Genomic DNA, 19,865 nt, shown 5'->3' on the forward strand with positions numbered 1-19,865 from the left:
ATTCCGTTAAAACATGAAAAAAAGCGACGCCTCAAGCGAGGCGCCGCCAATAATCGACAAATTAAATTTCTATTTTAGTTTCAATCAGCCTTCCGGCTCCAGCACACCGTACTTGCCGTCGCGGCGCTTATACACCACATCAATCTCGCCGGTGTCGCCGTCACGGTACATGAAGAACGTGTGGCCCAGCATTTCCATCTGCAAAATGGCTTCTTCCACCGTCATGACCTTCACATAGAACGTCTTGCGCTTTGCGATTTCCGGCTCGTCTTCCTCGTCCGGCATATCGTAGTACGTATCCGGCAGCTCCACGGGCTGCATCTTCTGTGCGCGCTCAAGGCGCTTTTTATTTCTACGGATCTGGTTGCCCAGTGCCGCCACAACATCATCCAACGCTTCGTTCATTTCCGGCGCAGTGGCTTCTGCACGGTACAGCATGCCGCGCTGCTTAATCATAATCTCCACGGTCTGGCGATTCTTTTCCAGCGTTACGGTTACGGTAGCATCCGCGTCTTCATCAAAGATGCGGTCAAACTTAGAGAGCTTGCGCTGCACCAGTTCCTTAAAATTCTCTCTCAGGTTCACTTTTCTGCCAACGATCTTGATGTTCATACGTCTACCGGTTTTTCCCGCAAAAAGCACAAAGGGATGTGCTTTTTTCATCTACGGAAAAAACACATCCTTTCTGAAAGACTCGGCTTTCATTATTCAGCTTACGGCTTCTGCCGTTCTCTGTACCTACAGTATAAATCATTTGAACAAAAATTGCAATAGAAAAATAAAATTTTCAAGATTTATAAACAATTTGTTGCGATTTAAATTTCTCATAAAACAAAAAGCGCCGTTCCGGAGAACAGCGCCGTTTCTGCTTTACTTTAGTTGTTGCGCGGGCCCTTGCGGGAATAACCGCCGCCGCGCTTATTTTCCGCACGCTTGAGATCCGAGATCTTCTCATCGCTCATCTGCTTAAAGCGGGACATCATATCTTCAAAAGAGCCGGAGTTTTCGCGCGCGCGCCACTCATAATCGCCCGGTCTTGCGGGGCTCTGCACCGGGGCAGAAGCTTCGCGGCGGTGATAGTTGTTCTGGCGCGGGGGTCTGCCGTTCTCATCGCGGCGGCGCGGGGGGCGCTGCTGCTGCGCGTTTTCGTCTGCCTTTTTCATGGAAAGGCTGATCTTGCCGTCTTCATTGATGCCGATGATCTTGACCTTCACGGTCTGGCCTTCCGTGACGAAATCGCGAATCTCCTTTACGAAGACCGGGGCAACCTCTGAAATGTGCACCATACCGGTCTTGCCGTTACCGAGATCGACGAATGCGCCGAACTTTGTGATGCCCGTTACCTTGCCCTCAAAAATTGCTCCGACCTCAAGCTTTGTTTCCTGCATACCCTCTAATTTTCCTCCGGGATTTCAAATTTGTTAGTTGTTGCCGCCTACATTGTAGAACACACGCTCACCGGGCTTTACATAGTCCAGCTCGCGGCGTGCCACCTTCTCCGCATAGTCTGTGTTGTCTGCGTTCTCTTCATTCAGGTCATAGCGCAGCTCGTCATTGACGACCTGCTGTTCCTTAAGCTCGTTTTTCAACTGCTGCAGTTCGTCCTTTTTCTGGCTGATGGAGATCTGCTGCCCGACGAGCATAGTGACCATGAAGCACGCAAAACAGAACACGGCGACCTTTAAAAGGAGGCTGCCCTTATAACGTTTAATCTTGACTTCTTCCATGGGATTCCTCCCCTTTCCTTATGCCGAGCGTTCGGCTGCTTTTCTTGTTCCATTATATAATGATGCGCCGTCATTATTCAAGTCCTTTTTTTGCTTTTTTTCGATTTGTTCAGAAATGATTTGTGTTTTTTCCCGCTTTTTAGCAATGCTTCCACCTTTTTCCGCCGTCCTTGCGCGCATTTTGCAAAAATTCGGTTTCTAAAGCCGTGCAAGCGGCGCTCTGCATACGGCAAAAAGAGGCAAATACCGTGCGTCACCGTAACCTGCACGCATAAAAAGCCGATGACTTCGCAGGCGATCTGAAAAAAGCGCGCGTGCCCGACGCTGACCGCAAGGGACAGCAAAAACGTGACGACGGCGGCAAAAAGACAAAACAGCACATCCGTAACCGCTGCCGCGATTTTGCCGAGAGAGAACAGCAGGCGCAAAAACTCCAGCACGGCAAACACAAACCCCAGAAGAACGCCGCACACAAGGCACAGCAACAGCGTTTCTGCCGGAATGCCGCTCATTTTAAAAGCCTTTTCAAAACGCCCGTCGGGCGCACGCCGTCTGTGTACGAAAGCGCCAGCACGCGGCCCTTTACGAGCAACTCGCCTGTTTCGGCGCTCATGTTTTCAATGTACAGCCCTTCGCCCTTAATGTGCAACCTTCCATCTGCCGTCTGCACCGTGATGAGCGTCTCGCTGAAAAAATCCATGCGCGTAACGCCGCTTGCCGTAAGACGCGAGCGGTTTTCAATGTGCAAAGAATGTGCTTTTGCGCTTGCCGTCTGTGCCACTGTATCACCGATCCTCTTTTATGCTGTATCGCCTATTTATATGCAGCGATTTTCGGAAAAAGACCGAACAAGCAGCGAATATTTATGCACAAGAGCAGCTCAGCATGTTAAAAGCACAGTCAAAAAAACTTACTTTTCTTCGATGATCTCGTACATCATAGCCGCTTCGTCTTTTTTTGCATATTCATTCACGGAAACGACGCGGGCCTTCACGGTGCGCGCGCCGAGCGTGAGCTCGATAACATCGTTCACCTTCACATCGTAGGAAGCGCGGGCAATCTTGCCGTTGACGACGACTCGACCGGCGTCGCAGGCTTCGTTTGCCACGGTGCGGCGCTTGATAATGCGGGAAACCTTCAAGTATTTATCCAGTCTCATGTTCAAACTCCTTTTCTTTAATACATGGAGGCATAAAGCTGCCTATAACAGAAGAACGGACCCACTTCGGGATCCGTTCCATCACAAATTATTTGCCAAAATTACTTATTGACAGATTCCTTCAGGGCCTTGCCGGCCTTGAATGCCGGAGCCTTGGAAGCCGGGATCACGATCTCAGCGCTCGTTCTCGGGTCACGGCCAACGCGCTCGCCTCTCTCGCGAACTTCAAAGGTGCCGAAACCTGCGATCTGAACCTTCTCGCCGCCTGCGAGGGACTCTGTGATGGAAGCGATAACAGCGGAAACAGCGTTTTCCGCGTCTTTCTTGGAAATGGTAGCCTTTTCTGCAACAGCAGCAATGAGTTCTGTTTTATTCATTATGAATAACCTCCAAATTTTTAGATTTATCTTCATCACCCACGGCGCGAACCATCGCCGGAGCGTGAATTGCTTTATTTTTCTGCGCCGAACTGCTCAATGTACGCGCGGCAGGCTTCAGACAGCGCCTGCTCTGCATCTACGCCGAGACGGCGTGCAAGCTCCGTTAAATTGAAAAGCGCTTTGCCAATCGATTCCGCGCCGTTTTCTTCGGTTGCACCGCTTACAGCTTTGCAAACGCTTTCGCGCAGGTCATCGGTCGTGCCGTTATCCGCGCCCATTTTCGCCGCCTTTTTCAGTACCTTCTGGGTACGCATCAAAGCGGGCATGGCAGGCGTTACGCTTTCAAGCACCTCGCGGTCGGACTTCTGTTTTTTCGTCTCGCGCTTAATCTGATCCCAGTTTGTCAGCACCTGCTCGGTCGTGTCCGCCGTCACATCGGCAAACACATGCGGGTGTCGCTGTACCATTTTGGCAGCAACGTCGCTGATCACATCGTCCAAGTCGAACCGACCGGCTTCACGCTCGAGCTCACTGTGGAACGCCACCTGAAAAAGCACATCCCCAAGCTCCTCGCGCAGCAGCACGGGGTCTTCCGTATCGATGGCTTCTATCGCTTCGTAGCACTCCTCAAGAAAATCGCGGCGGATACTCTTGTGATCCTGCTCGCGGTCCCATGGGCAGCCGTCCGGCGCACGCAGAATCGTGATGATCTCCTTGAGATCTTCCAGTGTATAACGGGATTTTCCTACATATTTCAACGCAGCTTTCATATTTTACCCTATCCCCCTGTTTTTTGCAAGTATTTTTCAAGTCTTTTTGTAATTTTTTCTCCGTTCGGCAGTGCTTTGATGTCTTCTTCACAGATCCCGCGTGCAATCAGCAGAAAAACAACATAGATAAGCGCCCCCAAAAACACCGCAGGCAACGCGGAAAAACGCGATTCCGGCAGCACCGCACACCATGCTTTGTGTGTTAAAAGAGCCGCCATGCCACAGCAAACGGATGCCAGAAACGGCTTTTTAAAAGTGGAAAAGAAATCTATTTTCACGCCTGCAATACGCCGTATCGCAATACACGCCAACACACTTGCGAGCGCATAGCACACGAGCGTGCCGACAGCGCCGCCAAGCACGTTCACACTCGGCACAGCGGCAAGCGTGTAATCGAGCACGGCTTTTACGAATAGCCCAATGAGCGTCAGCACCACAGGCAGCTCCACATGGCCCATCGCCTGCAAGATGCTGTTCAGCGGCCCGCACAGTGCCGCAAAAACGGACGCCGCGCCCAAGGTCGTCAGCACGCGCCCTACGATGACCGTGCCCGGCCGTGCACCGTAGATCAGCAGTGCGGTGGGCTGCGCCAAAACGGAAAGCCCCACCCCCATCGGCAGTGCCGTCAAAAACGTAATACGCAGCACCGCTTCCACGGTGCGCTTCAGTTTCTGCGAATCCCCGGTCTGGAATGCCCGTGTCACGCTCGGCAGCGCGCTGACCCCGAACGACTGCGTTACGCTTGGCACGAGCAAAAAGAGGGTCAGCGCCATATTGTAGCAGCCGAAAAGGTAGTTCGGCACGGTTTCCGGCGCGGCGAGATTCCCTTTGGGGATCGCGCCGGCGTACATGGAAAGCAACGCTGCGGGGTCTGTCTGCACGGCATAGGCGACACGCGTCTGCAAAAATGACGCATCAATGAGTCCGGAAAAGCTCATGGCGACTGCCCCAAGCGAAATGGGCAGTGCAGTGCGCAGCAATTTTCCGGCCCAAATACGCTTGCTTTTCGGCTTCGGCGCGCGTTGCAGCATCGCTTTTGTGACGCCGTCCCTGCGACTTTGGAAGACAAGCGTCAAAAGCCCCAGCACCGCGCCGAGCGTCACGCCGAGGATTGCGGCAGCAGCACCTAAAGCGCAGACAAGCTGACAGCCATCTGCTTCACTTTTCACGGTACAGCCGAATACCGTGCCGCTCGCTTGCAGCTCCCGTGTGCCCATATGCATCACAAAAATCGCGCCGGAAAGCCCGAAAATAAGCTTGCCGAGCGATTCCGCAACCTGCGAACGCGCCGTAGGCAGCATATTGCGCAGGCCCTCAAAATAACCGCGGTACACGGAGGAAATACTACACAGCGCGGCACACGGCGCAAGCGCCAACATGGAGAAAAGTGCGCCGGGGCTTTGTACCAAGCGCGTATAAAGCGGCGCAAAACTTGCCATCAGCAGAGCACAGAGAACGCCGATGACCGAAAACACCGGCAGCGCCGCCGCTTTGATTTGCCGCACGTCACGAAAATGTCCTAAGGCGTCCTCCGCCGCAGTCAGCCGCGCCACTGCCACGGGAAAACCGACGGTGGAAAGGCTGAACAGCACGTTAAAAAAACTGTACGCCGTGCTGAAGTATCCCATACCGTCTTCCGTGATGATACTCGATAACGGGATTTTAAACAACGCCCCAATGGCCTTCACCAGAAGAACGCCGAACATTAAAATGAACGCGCCGTGCAGAAATCCCTGCTGTACGCGCGCCGCGGGCCGTTTTTGCTCCATAAAACCCTTCCGTTTCAAAAAAGTTTCTCGGCGAAAGAAAAGGAAAGAGGGGGCACCTCTTTCCTTCTGGTTTTACATCCTTGCAGGCCGGACCCGCATTTTCAATTATTCCTCGGTCGTTTTCTCGGTCTTGACTTCCTCGGTCGGCTCAGCTGTCTTCTCTGTCTCGATTGTGACTTCCGTCGTCTCCGGCTCTGCGGGGACTTCGGCCTTCTCGACTGCTTCGGCATCTTCTTCCGGCTCTGCCGGTGCGTTCTCCAGCTTTGCGCCGCAGTGGCTGCAGAACATGGAATCCGTCGGCATCTTCTTGCCACATGCCGGGCAAGTCACTTTATCCTGCATGGAAGCGTACTGTGCGGAAACTGCGGAAAGCTGTGCATACAGATCATCGATACCGGCGATCTGGTCTGCAAGCTCGGCTTCGTCTGCGGAACCGGCCTTCTTGGCCTCGTAAATGAAGCGGCCAAGCCCCTGATAGCGCTTCGTAATCTCGCCGTTCAACTCGGCCATATTGATGCGCAGCTTGGACATATCCACAAACTGGCCTGCCATTTTGCCTACGGTCTGTGCAGCGGATTTTGCGTTGACAACAACATCATCAAAAATTCCCATAACAAATTCTCCTTTTGTGGTTTGGAAACGGAACCTTAAAGAAGCACACCGTTTCATGTACCTTTCTTTAGTCCCATTATAGCGCAATTTGTGTCAAAAAGCAAATGACAAACCGGCAATTTTGTAAACAAAGGTTAAATTTTTCCTGACAATAACCTTAATTCGTACCGTTTTCTACTTTCGGACCCAAAAATTCACGCAGCATGGAGTTTGCAGGCACCAGCCCGGCATCAATAGGCTCAAAGCGCATCAGACGGGCATCTAAATCGCGCGCCTTACGGTAACACGGGTTATCCTCCGGGATTTCGCGCAGAAGCGGAATGACAAGCCTGCGCAGCACACACGGTTCATAGATATGAATGGAGTTCACCGTGTAGTCCGCGGAAAGGCGGTACGGGCGGATGTATTTATCTTCGCCCGCCACCACATTATCCCACATGGCGATGGTGCGCTCCGGCATGGTATCGCGGGAACGGATATCACGCGAGATGCGGCGCACAAGGCGAATATCCATCGGCGAAATGACCTCGCCGTTGATATCCTTGATCTGCTGCTTTACGCTGACATACAGCTTTATGGTGCTGCCCTCCGGCAGACCACGCGTAAAAATGGGGTTCAGCGCGTGCAGACCTTCCATGATAACGAACCCACGGTCGCTGACATCGAGCTTTCTTGCCGCCAATGTTCGGGTCTTCGTTGTAAAATCGTACTCCGGCAAAAGGCAGGAGCCGCTGTGAATGACGGAATTCAAACAATCCTGAATAAGCGCAATGTCGAGCGCGTCCACGGTCTCATAGTCCTTTTCGCCGTTCGGCAGCACGGGCGTTTCGTCCGGGCCAAGGTAAAAATCGTCAAGCGAGACAATCTCGGCATGCACACCGAGCTTGCCGAGCTCGCGCTGCAATAAATGCGCCGTGGTCGTCTTGCCGCTGGAGGACGGCCCCGCCAGCATGCACACCTTCGCGGTTTTGTAATGCGTCACAATGTTGCGCGCAATGTTTTCAATGTGCTCGTGATAGGAATCCTCCACCTCATCGATCATGACCTGCGGGTTCAAAAGCGCCGCGTCGTTAATCTGCTCTAAGTGATTGATATATTTAATGTAACCGCTTGCGAAATTGCTCATATTGCTTCGCGATGCCCTCCTTTCGTTCGAGAATCTCCGGGTAACGGCTGATATATTCATACGAATATTTGAAGTTAAAAATGCGTGAAAGATCTTCGGAATACGGGTTCTTAAGCTTCGTCACGCCGCCTGCGCCGCACGCCAGCACCGTTTCGGTCTCATCCATCGTGAAAATATTATATGCACACTCGGTGCCCGGTTTTGCCCAGCCCGTATTTTCCAAATTGCCCGCCATGCGGCTTTGGCGATAGAGATAATACGGCTCAAGCCCCCGCTCTGTCAGCCGCTTTTCGGCATAAGCCATCATGCGGTCGGCAAGCGCGGCATCGGCGTGGGCCTTGTTGATCTCGCCGCTCTGCGTGATGAACGAGGAGCGCTTCAATGCGAGCGCGTGCACCGTCACGTTCTCAGGGTCAAGCGCAATGACCTTTTCAATTGTGTCACAGAACGTCTCATACGTGTCACCCGGCAAGCCGACAATGAGGTCCATATTGATATTCGTAAAGCCCGCTTCCCGCGCGAGGTGAAACGCATCCACAGTCTGCTGCGCCGTGTGGCGGCGGCCGATGTTTTCGAGCACGTTGTCCTGCAAGGTTTGCGGGTTGATGCTGATACGCGAAACGCCGCTTTTAAGCAGCGCATCCAGCTTTGCACGGTCAATGGTATCCGGGCGGCCGGCCTCCACCGTAAGTTCCTCGCACTGCGACATGTCGAACGAATCTTTCACAACGCGGATCATCTCGGAAAGCTGCTCTGCGGAGAACGTCGTGGGTGTGCCGCCCCCGACATACACAGCGCGCAGGTTTAAGCCCAAAGCATCGGCGACTTTTGCCGTCTCTTTCAGCTCTTCCAAAAGCAGGCGGTGATATTCCGGGATCTGTTTCTTGGCCTTTTCCACGCTCTGCGAAACGAATGAGCAGTACGCGCAGCGCGTGGGGCAGAACGGCACGGAAATGTACAAAGAGTAGTCGTTTTCACGCACTTTATCCGTAATGGGCTTTTGTGCGCGCAGGGTGCGCACCGCAAGTGCCGTTTTTTCGTTTGAGACGAAGTATTTTTCGCGGAACAGCCTTGCCGCTTCCGCTTCGCCGTGCTGTTCGGTCAGCTGGCGCAGAAGCTTAATGGGGTGAATACCCGTCAGCATGCCCCAGCGCGGCATTTTGCCCGTGTGGGCGCAAAATGCATCAAATAATAAAGACACCATGCCGTATTCGGTCTCTGCGCCTACTTTTGCTTTGCGCTCCGTTTTGCCGTCTGCGTCTTCAATGCGCACGATATATTCGCCGTTTTCTTCGGCGGTGTACACCGTGCGGTTTTCATCGCTCGGCATAAATTCGTGCTGTACCGTGACTTTGTCAAACGGGTAAAACACGCGGCAGAGGTTTTCCGCCTCATAATGATAAGGGTGATCGATAATATATAAAACCATACATTTTCCTTTATAAATACGGATTTCGGCGCTTTTCGTCTTCCAGCGTCGTCACGGGGCCGTGGCCGCCGCAGATATCGGGATTTCCGGACAGCGCCGCAAGCTTTTTCAGAGACTCGCGCAGCTCGGCACTGTTGCCGGTTGGCAGGTCGCACCGCCCGACGGAGTAGCCCATCAGCGTATCGCCCGTAAACACGGCGTCCGGCGTAATGTAGCTCACGCCGCCCGCGGTGTGGCCGGGCGTGTGCAGCACCGTGACCGGCACTTCGCCGATCTGAAATGTTTCACCGTCTTTGAAAGCCTCGTGCACTTTGCAGGTGACGGACTCGTACATCATGAGAAGCGAGCCGTTTTGCTTATCGTCCGCTGCAAACGCCGCTTCCGTCTCATAGGCGCACACCGGCACACCGAGCATCTCGTGCAGGCGGTCAGCCTCCCAAATGTGGTCAAAATGGCCGTGTGTCAGCAAAATTCTTTGCACCGTATATTTTTTAATTTCATTTAACAGAGCGTCGTTCAAAAAGCCGGGGTCAACGACCGCCGCCTGATTCGTTTTTTCGTCGATGAGCAGGTAGCAATTTTCCGAAATAGGCCCGCCCGTTATACATTTATATTTCATATCTTTGTTTACCTTTAGCTGCGGTCAATAGAGATTACGCCCTTAATCTTCTGCAAGCGGTCGATAACGGTCTGCAGATGCGAAAGGCCGTTGATGGTAATCGTTGCCGAAATGACGGCATTCTCCGAATTTTTGACCTCGCGGGAGTTGAGCGAGTGAATGAAAATGTGCATATTGAAAAGCTGCTGGGTCACGTCTGCGAGCAGGCCGGAACGGTCGGTCGCCACAATATGCAGCGTAGACTTGAACTCTTCCTTGACTTCACCCGCCCAGTGCGCACGCACCCAGCGCTCCGGCTCCGGCGCCTGCGAGAAATCCTTCGGCACGTTCGAGCAGCTGCGTTTGTGGATGGAAACGCCGAAACCGCGCGTGATGAAGCCGACAATCTCATCGCCCGGCAGCGGGTTGCAGCAGCGGGAGAACTTGATGAGACAGTTGTCCATACCCTCTACGAGCACGCCGCCTGCCGCTTTCTTGTTGAGGTTCGGCGGCGGGGTCTGCTGCGCAATCTCCTGCTGCGGTTCGGGTGCAGGCTTGTGGGTCTTTTGGTATTCCTCTTTTACGCGCGGCAGAAGCTTCCAAAGCTGTATGCCGCCGTAGCCGATGGCCGCATAGAAATCATCGGGCGTGACGCAGCTGTGGCGGCGGCCGGCGCTTTCCAGCATGAACTGCATCAGCTCGTCGCTCATCACGATGCCGTTGCGCTTAAATTCGCGCTCCAACTCCGCCTTGCCCTCTACGATGTTCTCATCGCGCTTTTCTTTCTTGAACCACGCGCGGATCTTATTGCGTGCTTCGCTTGTACGCACGATGGAAAGCCAGTCGCGGTTCGGGCCGCGGCCGACCTCCTTCGTCGTCAAAATCTCAATGATCTCGCCCGTTTTTACCTTGTAATCGAGCGGCACGATCTTCTGGTCAACCTTTGCACCGATCATGCGGTTGCCGACGGCGGAATGAATGGCATACGCAAAATCGATAACCGTAGAGCCCATCGGCAGGTTGATAACATCACCTTTCGGGGTGAAGACGAACACCTCTTCCGGCGCAAGATCGGTCTTGATGGAGCGCACAAGGTCAGTGATATCTTCACTTTCGGACTGGTTATCGAGCATGTTGCGGATCCACTGCAAGCGGCCCTCCAGCGAGTCGGGCTTTTCGTTGCCGCTCGTCATGCCGAGCTTATACTTCCAGTGCGCCGCGATGCCGTATTCTGCCGTGTGGTGCATTTCCCACGTGCGAATCTGCACCTCGAACGGGATGCCCTCTTTGCTGATGACCGTCGTGTGCAAGGACTGGTACATGTTCTGCTTCGGCGTGGAAATGTAGTCCTTAAAGCGGTTCGGCAGCGGGGTGAACATATCGTGGATGATACCGAGCACATTATAGCAATCGTTGATGGTATCGACGATTACGCGCAGGGCGAACACGTCGTAAATTTCGTCAAAGCTCTTACCCTGAATGAACATCTTGCGATAAATGCCGTTGACGCTTTTTACGCGCCCTTCAATATATACGCCCGGGATAAGCGGCTCCACACGACTGCGGATCATTTCTTTCGTTGTCTCAATAAACTGCTTGCGCTTTGTGCTGCGCGCCTCAAGGTTATCTTCAATCTCCTTATACGCAACAGGGTCAAGGTACTTTAAAGAAACGTCCTCCATGTATTCCTTAACCTTACGCATGCCGAGACGGTGCGCAATGGGAGCGTACACCTCAAGACATTCCAGCGCCTTGTCGCGCTGCTTCTGCGGCGCTACGTATTCGAGCGTCGCTAAATTGTGCATGCGGTCCGCAAATTTAATAATGATCACGCGGATATCCTCGCTCATCGCAATGAGCATTTTGCGCAGGTTTTCCGCCTGCTGCTCTTCACGGGAGGAGAACGGGATCTTGCCGAGCTTTGTCACGCCGTCCGTCAGGTTTGCAATCTCCTTACCGAACGCTTTCACAATGTCGTCATACGTAACCGGCGTGTCCTCAATGACGTCATGCAGCAGACCTGCCACGACGGACGGGGTATCCATGCCGAATTCCACAAGCTTATACGCCACCGCAATGGGGTGGATGATGTACGGCTCGCCGGAGCGCCGCACCTGTCCCTGATGCGCTGCCTCCGCGAACTGATACGCTTTTTCGATCAACGCGAGGTCATATTCTTTTTCGCTTTTTTCGATCAGTGACACAAGGTCCGCATACGTTTTTGCTGCTTCTTCCATCGTTTTTCACTCCTTCCGTTCCCTTATTGCAGTGCCAAAAGCACCGGGGAACGTGTAATATCTGTTTTGCCGCTCGTTTCGATGAGCGTTGCCGTAAATGTATCGTCTGCAATTTCGCTGTGTACCAAGCCGCGCTCCTCAAATACAAGAAGCGCCGTTTTAAAGAGTCCCAGTGTCATATCTTTTCCAAACTGCGAAACAAACCGAACCTGGTCCGTCTCTTTACCGTTTACCGTGCGCAGTGCGCGGTAAATGGCCGCTAAGCACGCGCGGTCGGGGTATAATCTGTTTTTATCCTCCGCGGAAAGCACCTCGCCGCGCTGCCACTTTTCAAAGCTCGCAAGTGACGCTATATTCTTTTCCGTATTGAACGCTGCAAACTTCATATCGCGCACGATGACAGTCAGCGACGGCTGGCCGCGAAATTCGCGCGCCTCCAGCTGCACCGCAAGGTCGATCTTATCGCCGATGTGGTACGGCAGCTCCTCGGGCTTTGTATTAAAACGCATCGCCGTGATGACCGCGCCGTTCTTTTCTAAGGTCAGGCGCAGATGACCCCCGCCGCCGACCGGTGTGACATTGGAAAGCTCCATGTTGAACAAACCGAACACCGGCTGCGGGTTGCCGTTTCCAAACGGCTCCAACTGCGTCAGGCTTTGCGCCATGGAAACCGAAAGTGCCGCCGGGTTCAGCTTGCAGTCCAGTGTGACCGTCTGCGTGGGCATCTGCGGGAAGTGCTCCGCCGCATACTGATTGATGCGCTTGCGGAACGCTTCGATGTTTTCGGGCTTCAACGTGATACCCGCCGCCATGGGATGTCCGCCGAATTTGATGAGCAAGTCGCCGCACGCGCAGATGGCTTCAAACAGCGAGAAACCCTCAATGCTTCTGCCGCTGCCCTTCGCCTCTGTTTCGCCGCGCGAAATGATCATGCACGGCTTGCCGCAGCGCTCCGTCACACGGGACGCCACAATGCCGATAACACCATGGTGCCAGTTTTCACCGTCCACCACGACCACGCGGTCTTTCATGTATCCTTTCGCTTCGATATCCGCAAACGCCGCTTCGGCAATCTCTGCTTCCACACGGCGGCGTTCCTCGTTATCGGCGCAAATTTCCTCACTCAGTACCTCGGCTTCCTCTTCATAGCCGCTGATGAGCAAGCGCACGGCGCGTTCCGGCGCGCCCATACGGCCCGTCGCGTTGATGCGCGGCACAAGCGTAAACGCCACATTCGTGCTCGTCAGTGCCTTCCCTGCAACGCCTGCGTTTTCCAAAAGTGCCTGCACGCCCGGGCGGTCGCTCTGTGAAAGACGCTCAAGACCCGCGCGGATCAGCGTACGGTTTTCGCCCGTCAACGGCACAATATCGCCGATGGTGCCGATGGCCGCGAGATCGCTGTATGCTTCTAACAGATCTTCCACGTCGCCCGCTCCGTCCTCCAGCGCCATAAGCAATTTAAACGCGATGCCTACACCGGAAAAATGCTTATAGGGGCTTGTGTCATCCGGTCGGTATGCGTCCACGACCGCCACAGCATCGGGCAATATCTCCTGCGGGCGGTGATGATCGGTGACGACCACATCAATGCCAAGCTCGTTCGCGCGCGCTACCTCCTGCACGGAGGAAATGCCGTTGTCGACCGTGACAATGAGCGACACACCTTGCTCTTTTAAGTATTCCACGGCGCCGATGTTCATGCCGTAGCCTTCGCCCTCGCGCTGCGGTATGTAGAAGATTACGTCCGCACCACGCGTTTCAAGGTACGAATACAGCATGGCGGTCGAAGTCACGCCGTCGGCATCGTAATCCCCGTAAACCGCGATTTTTTCCATGTTGTCCACCGCGCGGGTAATACGCGCCGCGGCTTTGTCCATATCTTTTAAAAGAAACGGGTCGGAGAGCGGCTCGCCCTCGCCAAGAAATTCCCGCAGATGCGCGGCATCGTCAAGGCCGCGAATATTCATCAGCATCGCGAGGAAGAACGGCACGCCATACGTCTGTGCAAACGCCGCCGCGCGTTCCTTATCGAGAGGACGCACCTCCCATTTTCGCAAGATCATTTTGCTTCACCCTTTAAATCAAAAGCCCGATTTTCCGCGCAACCCCAACTACTGCGCGGCAACCGTGTCCTATGTAAATTCGTTTCATTTCTAAAAGAATATTTTAGCATTTTTTTGCCGGTTATTCAACAGAATTTCACAATTATCTGCGAAACTGTTTGTAGAAAAAGAAAAACACATTCTCCATCTGTCGGCAAAGCGACGAACAAAGTCTTTGATTAAACTTTCTTCAAGAAAGTTTACGGATTCTCAAGACAGTGCCTTGAGTCGTCGTCCGCAAACGGCGAAACACTTTTGCGTTCGTAATCGTCAGGACAGGTAGACTTGAATTTCCGGCGGATGTTCAAGCCGTAGGAAGCCCGGCTGTATGGGTTTTCTGAACAAGACACCAAAGTGTCTTGTTTTATACGCGCTCAGCGCAAAATTATTTCCCGAATTTTTGTTGATTTTTCCCGAAGAAAAAAGTCGATAAATTATAGAAAACAGGAAAGGCATGTGGTAAAATGGAAATGAAAGATTCTGTATCTTTGCAGAAAAGAGGTGCCGTTATGGAAGAAAAAACACGGAAACCCGAAACCGCCAAGCAGACCGCTAAAGAACACCATGTGCCGGAACACGAAGACGAGCACCAACACGGCAACCCGCAATTTGCGCTTAAGGTGCTGCTTATTCTCATCGCCATCATTTTGGTGATCGTTATTTTAAAAGCCACCGGCGTACCGTTCGCCGTAAAAGACTGGCTTTCGCACGTCACCGGCGACATGATCGCGCTACGCTGAATGTACTCTCCCCATAAAACACAAACCCGCCGAAACTTTTCAGCTCGGCGGGTTTTCATTTTGCTTATTTATTCCGAAGCATTGCTGGTGGAAGATTCGGTTTTCGGCGAAAGCGTCACATGCGCCGTGTAGCTGCCGGTCGCCCAGCAGGAATCCGCATTGTTAATCGTCACCGTCACCGGCGCTTCCATGCTGCCGCTCGGGTCTGTCACCGTGGAAAGATCCACCGTACAGAAAACGGAATCTCCCGTCAGCTTCGAGATCTGCGCCGCCGTGCCGATGATCTTCAGCGTGAGCGTCTTTGTAGAAAGCTCTGCTTCCATACCCTCCGGCACGTTGGTGACGCTGATGTTGCTCGTCAGCACAGACGTTTCCTTGTAACCGTTCAGGTTGAATGTAACGGTCGCGTTTTCCACTCGCGTCACATTTGTCACACCGCTCGGCACCGGGATAGCCACCGTGAACGTGTTGTTTTCCGGCGTAACGTCCAGGAAGTTGATTGGCGTGGAGAGCGTCAGGGTCGTGTACTTTGAGACCGTTTCACCGTCGCCGGCAATTTCAATTTCTGCCGGGTCGATCGTGATGCGGTTCGAGGCAAAGCTGTCCGGAATATTGCGCACGTCCGCTTCCAACTTGACCGTCTGTCGGCTCGTCACCGGAATGGAGACCTCCACCGTGTCGTCGCTCAGCTTCAAATAGAGCTCCGTTGGGTCAAGTACATTGCCGTTCGCGTCGTACAACGTCACTTTGCAGGAAAGCGACTTCGACTGCGTGAGCTCTTCGCTGAACTTATATTCCAACACGGCACGCGCCACCTTGTTCACGCTGCTTTCCGGGCCGGAGACCGTGATAAGCTCCGTAGAAAGTGTGGGCGTAGAAGGCGCATAGTAATTTTCCGCCGTAGTGTACTGAAAATTTGTTTCCAAAGTGAGCTGCGTTTCTTTGTATTTATCATACACCACTGTGATCTCGGACGGCGAAACGCTTTCCACCTCGTATTCGGCGAGGGTGTTGCCCTTTTTTGCTGCGCGCAGAGAAAGCGTTGTCTGTTGCAAGCTGCTGCCCGTCAGCATGCTGACGGAAGGATCCAGCGTCCCCGTAACGCCGATGTCCTCGCTCGTCACCTTACTTGTGATGAGTGAGTTGCCCGTAATACTCACATCCGTCGCGCTGCTGCTCATACTGAACACGCGCACACCGGCTTCCTGCGCCGTATCGGAAATTTCAACGTTAATCGGCACATTGCGGATCACGGTCGCACGGCTTTCGGAGTTGCTCGCCATCATGGCAAACCAGACGGCCGCCGCGGCAAGGAATGAAAAGATAAGCAAAATTGTGTTGTTTTCAAACACGCGTAAGCGTTGTTTTACTTCGTTTCTGGGTTTCTTAGACATTTTTGCCATCACTTCTTCACCGTCCTTTTGCTTTTCAGCACGTCGAACTTACGGCGCACGGTGGAAGCTTCTTCCTGCGGAATGAGGTACCCCTCCAAAACATCACGCAACGTATCGCGCGTAAAGCGGCGCGCCAAAACGCCGTTTACAGCCACGGAGATCTGCCCCGTTTCTTCCGAAACCACCACGACCACGGCATCCGATTCCTCACTGACACCGAGCGCCGCGCGGTGACGCGTGCCGAGCTCTGCAGAGACCGAAGTGTTTTTCGTCAGCGGCAGAATACAGCCCGCCGCATGAATCATGCCGTCGCGAATGATCATGGCGCCGTCATGCAAAGGCGCCTTATTAAAGAAAATATTACCCACAATCTGGCCGGAAGGCTCGCAGTTAATCTGCGTGCCGGTCTCAATGATGTCGCCAAGCTTCGTTTTGCGCTCGAATACGATAAGCGCGCCCATTTTGAGCTGCTGTAAAATACCAACGCCGTCTACCACGGCGTTGATTGCCTTGCGGATCTGCGCGCGGTCATAGCTGCGGTCACGGCCTGTTACCACAGCCGCAATAGATTGTCCGACGTTGTTGCGGCCCACTTGCTCGAGCGCCTTGCGGATTTCCGGCTGAAACACGATGAGGATTGCGACGAAAGCAAACTGGAAGAAATACGCCAGCACGCGGCTGACCATCACCAGATTAAAATACGAAGAAATAATAAACAGAATGACAAGCAGAAAAAGTCCCTTTACAAGCTGCCCCGCGCGCGTTTCGCGCACAAGCTTGACCACACCGTAGATCAAAAATGCAACGATGATAATATCAACGGCATCTTTAAATTGAAAATTCATGGCAATGCTCACCATCCACTCCCACCAGGAAGCAATGGCTTCAAAAACCTTATTCAAAGCATTCACCTCTTTGCACAGGATTCGGCGGTACATGCACACGGTGCACATCCGCTCCATACGATTTACTTTTTACAAAACCTAAATGCGTACTGTATATAGTTTAACACAAAGAGGTGGGGATGAAAAGGGGGAATTGTATGTTTTTTCCTGTTCTTTTCTGTATTTTTTGATTTTTATTTACACTTTGTTCATTTTTATTTGACTTTTCGCGCCGCACTTTCAGCCCGGAGCGAATAGACCGTGCGAATCAGCTCCGTAATGTCCCTGTCGGTCGTGAACGCACCCGGCGAAACGCGCACCGCGCCGCCGGGCGTTTCACCGTCCGTTCCCATTTTGCGGTGTACGAGCGGTGCACAGTGGAACCCACAGCGCACGGCAATGTTCCGCTTTGCAAGTACCTCGCCCACTTCTTCACTCTGCATGCCGCGCACGTTAAAGCCGAGCACCGGCACAAAGTACATCGTGTCCGGCATTGCGGTGTATAAAACAACATGCGGCATGTTTTTGAATGCCTCGTATACGCGGCGAATGTGGCGCATTTCCCTCTCCCGCAGCATATCTTCACCGTTCGTGCGCACAAAATCCATGCCCGCGCCGAGTGCGAGGATGCCCGGCACATTCTGCGTGCCGCTTTCAAGGTACTCCGGCATTTCCCGCGGCTGGTCCAGCTCCAACGCGCGCGTACCCGTGCCGCCCTGTATCAGGCTTTCTAGCTTTTCGCCGTTTTTCGTAATGAGCATACCCGTGCCCATCGGACCGTATAACCCCTTGTGTCCCGCGCAGCAAAGGTAATCAATGCCGTCGCGCTCCGCATGAATGGGAATCACCCCGCCGGACTGCGCCGCGTCCACGCAGATCTCCGCGCCGTATATATGCGCAAGCGCCGCCAGCCGCTCCACAGGCACGCGGATGCCGAATACATTCGAGGCCTGCGTGCAGACAAACAGCCTTGTGTTCTCGCGCATCGCATGACGGAACGCGTCGAGCGTCGCGTCGTTGTCGCCGGGCGTCACGGGCACAACGGTAAATGAAACACCGTGCGCCTCCATGGCTTTCAGCGGCCGCAAAACCGCATTATGCTCCAAATCGGTCACAAGCACATGGTCGCCACGCTTTAACGAGTGGATAACGATATTCAGCGACTGCGTGCAGCTCGGCTGAAACGAGATGCACTCCGGGCCCGCCGCACCGAAAAAGCTCGCCGCCTTCTGCCGCACATCGTAGACCGCCTGCGCCGTCTGCAAGCTCATTTTAAACCCGCCGCGGCCGGGGTTCGCGCCGAATTGCTCCAGCGCCTGCGCCATTTTGCGGCGCACCGAAAGCGGCTTTGGGTACGTCGTCGCGCTGTTATCGAGATAGATCATTTCTTTTCGCCCCGTTCCGCACGGTAGAACACTTTCACGCCTGCATCCCGCAAAATGCACTCCGCTTCGTCCGTGCGCTGCGGAACATATACACCATAGCCGCAGCCGCTTTCTCGGGTGCGCGGCAGCCGCTCAATGTAGGCTTTTATCCCTCTTTGAAAAAGCAGATCACGGCTTTTCAGCGCATAGGTCACGCTGCTGACAACAATAAGCCGCTTCCCGCCCGTGTCTCTTTTGTTTTCCATTGCAAGCACCTCCAAGCCTTCCAAACAGTCTCATCAAAACAGAATATGAGACAAGCCGGGAATTGGTGCAAAAAAGAGCCCCGCCGAAGCGAAGCTCTCAAAAATACTGCAAATTTATTTCAGCAGGCACACCGCATGCGCTGCAATACCCTCGCCGCGGCCGGTAAAGCCGAGGCCCTCCTCCGTCGTCGCCTTGATGCTCACGCAATCGAGGTCGAGGTTGCAGGCGGATGCAATGTTGCGGCGCATCTCATCGATGTACGGGCGCAGCTTCGGACGCTGTGCCAAAATCGTCGCATCGATATTTTCAATCCCAAAGCCCTTGCGGCGTACCGCCGCCACCGCCACCGCGAGCAGCTTTAAGCTGTCCGCACCGGCGTACTGCGGGTCATCGTCCGGGAAAAGCACGCCGATGTCCCCGAGCGTCGCCGCGCCGAGCAAAGCATCCGCTATGGCATGCGCGAGCACGTCCGCATCGGAATGCCCCAAAAGGCCCTTTTCATACGGGATATGCACGCCGCCCAAAATGAGCTTTCTGTTTTCTACAAGCTTGTGTACGTCATAACCGTGACCGATCCGCATAGTAACACTCCTTTACTTTTCCGCCGCAAAAGCCTCTGCCACAAGCAGATCCTCCGGCGTTGTGATCTTGATGTTTTTGTAGTCGCCCGGGGTCAAATATACCTTGCCGCCCGCCGCTTCAATGAGCTGGCAATCGTCCGTATATTGCTTTCCGGCGTTTTTCGCAAGGCACAGCGCTTTTTTATACAAAGAAAGGCGGAATACCTGCGGCGTCTGAATGGCACGCAAAGTGCTTCTCTCCGGCGTAGCGCACACCGTGCCGTCCGCCGCAGCAACCTTGATGGTGTCTTTCACCGGCACCGCCAGCGTCGCCGCGCCGTATTTTTCCGCGTCCGCGCACACGGTTTCGATTTCCTCCGGCGTGATAAACGGTCGCGCCGCATCGTGCACGGCGATATACTCTGCGTCACCGCAAAGCGCCGCACCGTTTGAAACGGAATCCTGCCGCTCCTTGCCGCCCTCGGTAATCGTGAGCGGCTTTGTGACGAACGCCGACGCTTTTTGGATTGCATCGAAATCGCACGCACGCGCCACAATAACGATCTTTGAGATGCACGCGGCATTCTCAAATGCGCGCAGTGTACGGCTCAAAACCGGCTCGCCGCCGATCTCTATCATCGTTTTCGAAGCGCCGCCGCTTTTCATACGTGCAGAGCTGCCCGCTGCCACCAAAATTGCCGCCGTTTTCATCACGTTTCCCACCTTATTTTTCAAGTATTCAAATGC

General features: G+C 53.8%; 22 protein-coding genes. 1 reads left to right on the forward strand and 21 read right to left on the reverse strand.

Features of this window, described 5'->3' with window-relative positions; genetic code table 11:
* Nucleotides 1-84 precede the first annotated feature (84 nt).
* The 15 genes from hpf to recJ form a co-directional block, all read right to left on the reverse strand.
* Nucleotides 85-612: a ribosome hibernation-promoting factor, HPF/YfiA family gene (gene hpf, locus ACI0CA_RS12990; RefSeq protein WP_176820742.1), complete on the reverse strand. Its 528-nt coding sequence runs from the start codon at nt 610-612 to the stop codon at nt 85-87.
* 263 nt (nt 613-875) lie between these two features.
* On the reverse strand, nt 876-1,388 hold the full coding sequence (locus tag ACI0CA_RS12995; RefSeq protein WP_308448973.1) for a S1 RNA-binding domain-containing protein: 513 nt from the start codon (nt 1,386-1,388) through the stop codon (nt 876-878).
* A 33-nt stretch (nt 1,389-1,421) separates the two neighbouring features.
* Complete coding sequence (locus tag ACI0CA_RS13000) at nt 1,422-1,727, reverse strand: FtsB family cell division protein (RefSeq protein WP_176820744.1); 306 nt, start codon at nt 1,725-1,727, stop codon at nt 1,422-1,424.
* A gap of 77 nt (nt 1,728-1,804) precedes the next feature.
* Entirely contained in the window at nt 1,805-2,239 is a 435-nt protein-coding gene (yabQ, locus tag ACI0CA_RS13005) for a spore cortex biosynthesis protein YabQ (protein ID WP_446806739.1), read from the reverse strand.
* On the reverse strand, nt 2,236-2,508 hold the full coding sequence (locus tag ACI0CA_RS13010; protein ID WP_446806738.1) for a YabP/YqfC family sporulation protein: 273 nt from the start codon (nt 2,506-2,508) through the stop codon (nt 2,236-2,238). The genes yabQ and ACI0CA_RS13010 overlap by 4 nt, the downstream gene beginning before the upstream one ends.
* Before the next feature lie 129 nt (nt 2,509-2,637).
* The gene (locus ACI0CA_RS13015; RefSeq protein WP_176820747.1) at nt 2,638-2,886 is read right to left on the reverse strand and encodes an RNA-binding S4 domain-containing protein; all 249 of its coding nucleotides are present in this window, start codon (nt 2,884-2,886) and stop codon (nt 2,638-2,640) included.
* Between the two features lie 101 nt (nt 2,887-2,987).
* Entirely contained in the window at nt 2,988-3,263 is a 276-nt protein-coding gene (locus ACI0CA_RS13020; protein WP_176820748.1) for an HU family DNA-binding protein, read from the reverse strand.
* 74 nt (nt 3,264-3,337) lie between these two features.
* Entirely contained in the window at nt 3,338-4,036 is a 699-nt protein-coding gene (gene mazG, locus ACI0CA_RS13025; RefSeq protein WP_308448975.1) for a nucleoside triphosphate pyrophosphohydrolase, read from the reverse strand.
* Nucleotides 4,037-4,044: 8 nt separating this feature from the next.
* Nucleotides 4,045-5,805, reverse strand: coding sequence for a putative polysaccharide biosynthesis protein (locus tag ACI0CA_RS13030; RefSeq protein ID WP_308448976.1), 1,761 nt, complete (start codon nt 5,803-5,805; stop codon nt 4,045-4,047).
* 105 nt (nt 5,806-5,910) lie between these two features.
* Nucleotides 5,911-6,417, reverse strand: coding sequence for a zinc ribbon domain-containing protein (locus ACI0CA_RS13035; RefSeq protein ID WP_308448977.1), 507 nt, complete (start codon nt 6,415-6,417; stop codon nt 5,911-5,913).
* A 157-nt stretch (nt 6,418-6,574) separates the two neighbouring features.
* Nucleotides 6,575-7,543: a uridine kinase family protein gene (locus ACI0CA_RS13040; RefSeq protein ID WP_308448978.1), complete on the reverse strand. Its 969-nt coding sequence runs from the start codon at nt 7,541-7,543 to the stop codon at nt 6,575-6,577.
* Complete coding sequence (gene hemZ, locus ACI0CA_RS13045; RefSeq protein ID WP_308448979.1) at nt 7,515-8,972, reverse strand: coproporphyrinogen dehydrogenase HemZ; 1,458 nt, start codon at nt 8,970-8,972, stop codon at nt 7,515-7,517. The genes ACI0CA_RS13040 and hemZ overlap by 29 nt, the downstream gene beginning before the upstream one ends.
* A 10-nt stretch (nt 8,973-8,982) precedes the next feature.
* Nucleotides 8,983-9,591, reverse strand: coding sequence for an MBL fold metallo-hydrolase (locus tag ACI0CA_RS13050; protein WP_308448980.1), 609 nt, complete (start codon nt 9,589-9,591; stop codon nt 8,983-8,985).
* A 14-nt stretch (nt 9,592-9,605) separates the two neighbouring features.
* The gene (locus ACI0CA_RS13055; protein ID WP_308448981.1) at nt 9,606-11,807 is read right to left on the reverse strand and encodes a RelA/SpoT family protein; all 2,202 of its coding nucleotides are present in this window, start codon (nt 11,805-11,807) and stop codon (nt 9,606-9,608) included.
* Between the two features lie 23 nt (nt 11,808-11,830).
* Nucleotides 11,831-13,870 carry a single-stranded-DNA-specific exonuclease RecJ gene (recJ, locus tag ACI0CA_RS13060; RefSeq protein WP_412264060.1) on the reverse strand — a complete coding sequence of 680 codons (2,040 nt, stop codon included), beginning with the start codon at nt 13,868-13,870 and terminating at the stop codon, nt 11,831-11,833.
* Between the two features lie 548 nt (nt 13,871-14,418).
* On the opposite strand from recJ, the gene ACI0CA_RS13065 reads away from it, so the two are divergent.
* Nucleotides 14,419-14,649, forward strand: coding sequence for a hypothetical protein (locus ACI0CA_RS13065; RefSeq protein ID WP_308448983.1), 231 nt, complete (start codon nt 14,419-14,421; stop codon nt 14,647-14,649).
* Between the two features lie 68 nt (nt 14,650-14,717).
* Here ACI0CA_RS13065 and ACI0CA_RS13070 read toward each other — a convergent pair whose 3' ends face one another.
* The 6 genes from ACI0CA_RS13070 to ispD all read right to left on the reverse strand — a co-directional run bounded on the left by ACI0CA_RS13070 (nt 14,718) and on the right by ispD (nt 19,829).
* Nucleotides 14,718-16,043 carry a CdaR family protein gene (locus tag ACI0CA_RS13070; RefSeq protein WP_395506734.1) on the reverse strand — a complete coding sequence of 442 codons (1,326 nt, stop codon included), beginning with the start codon at nt 16,041-16,043 and terminating at the stop codon, nt 14,718-14,720.
* An 8-nt stretch (nt 16,044-16,051) separates the two neighbouring features.
* Complete coding sequence (gene cdaA / locus ACI0CA_RS13075; protein ID WP_412266783.1) at nt 16,052-16,945, reverse strand: diadenylate cyclase CdaA; 894 nt, start codon at nt 16,943-16,945, stop codon at nt 16,052-16,054.
* A 197-nt stretch (nt 16,946-17,142) separates the two neighbouring features.
* Nucleotides 17,143-18,312: an aminotransferase class V-fold PLP-dependent enzyme gene (locus ACI0CA_RS13080; protein WP_446806737.1), complete on the reverse strand. Its 1,170-nt coding sequence runs from the start codon at nt 18,310-18,312 to the stop codon at nt 17,143-17,145.
* Nucleotides 18,309-18,557 (reverse strand): DUF3343 domain-containing protein, encoded by a 249-nt coding sequence (locus ACI0CA_RS13085; protein WP_412378874.1) that lies wholly within the window; start codon nt 18,555-18,557, stop codon nt 18,309-18,311. Before ACI0CA_RS13085 ends, ACI0CA_RS13080 begins: the two co-directional genes overlap by 4 nt.
* A 114-nt stretch (nt 18,558-18,671) precedes the next feature.
* The gene (gene ispF / locus ACI0CA_RS13090; RefSeq protein WP_176820761.1) at nt 18,672-19,139 is read right to left on the reverse strand and encodes a 2-C-methyl-D-erythritol 2,4-cyclodiphosphate synthase; all 468 of its coding nucleotides are present in this window, start codon (nt 19,137-19,139) and stop codon (nt 18,672-18,674) included.
* Between the two features lie 12 nt (nt 19,140-19,151).
* On the reverse strand, nt 19,152-19,829 hold the full coding sequence (ispD, locus tag ACI0CA_RS13095; RefSeq protein ID WP_446806735.1) for a 2-C-methyl-D-erythritol 4-phosphate cytidylyltransferase: 678 nt from the start codon (nt 19,827-19,829) through the stop codon (nt 19,152-19,154).
* Nucleotides 19,830-19,865: the final 36 nt, after the last annotated feature.

The sequence above is a fragment of the Hominenteromicrobium mulieris genome (assembly GCF_046197855.1).
Lineage (GTDB): Bacteria > Bacillota > Clostridia > Oscillospirales > Acutalibacteraceae > Hominenteromicrobium > Hominenteromicrobium mulieris.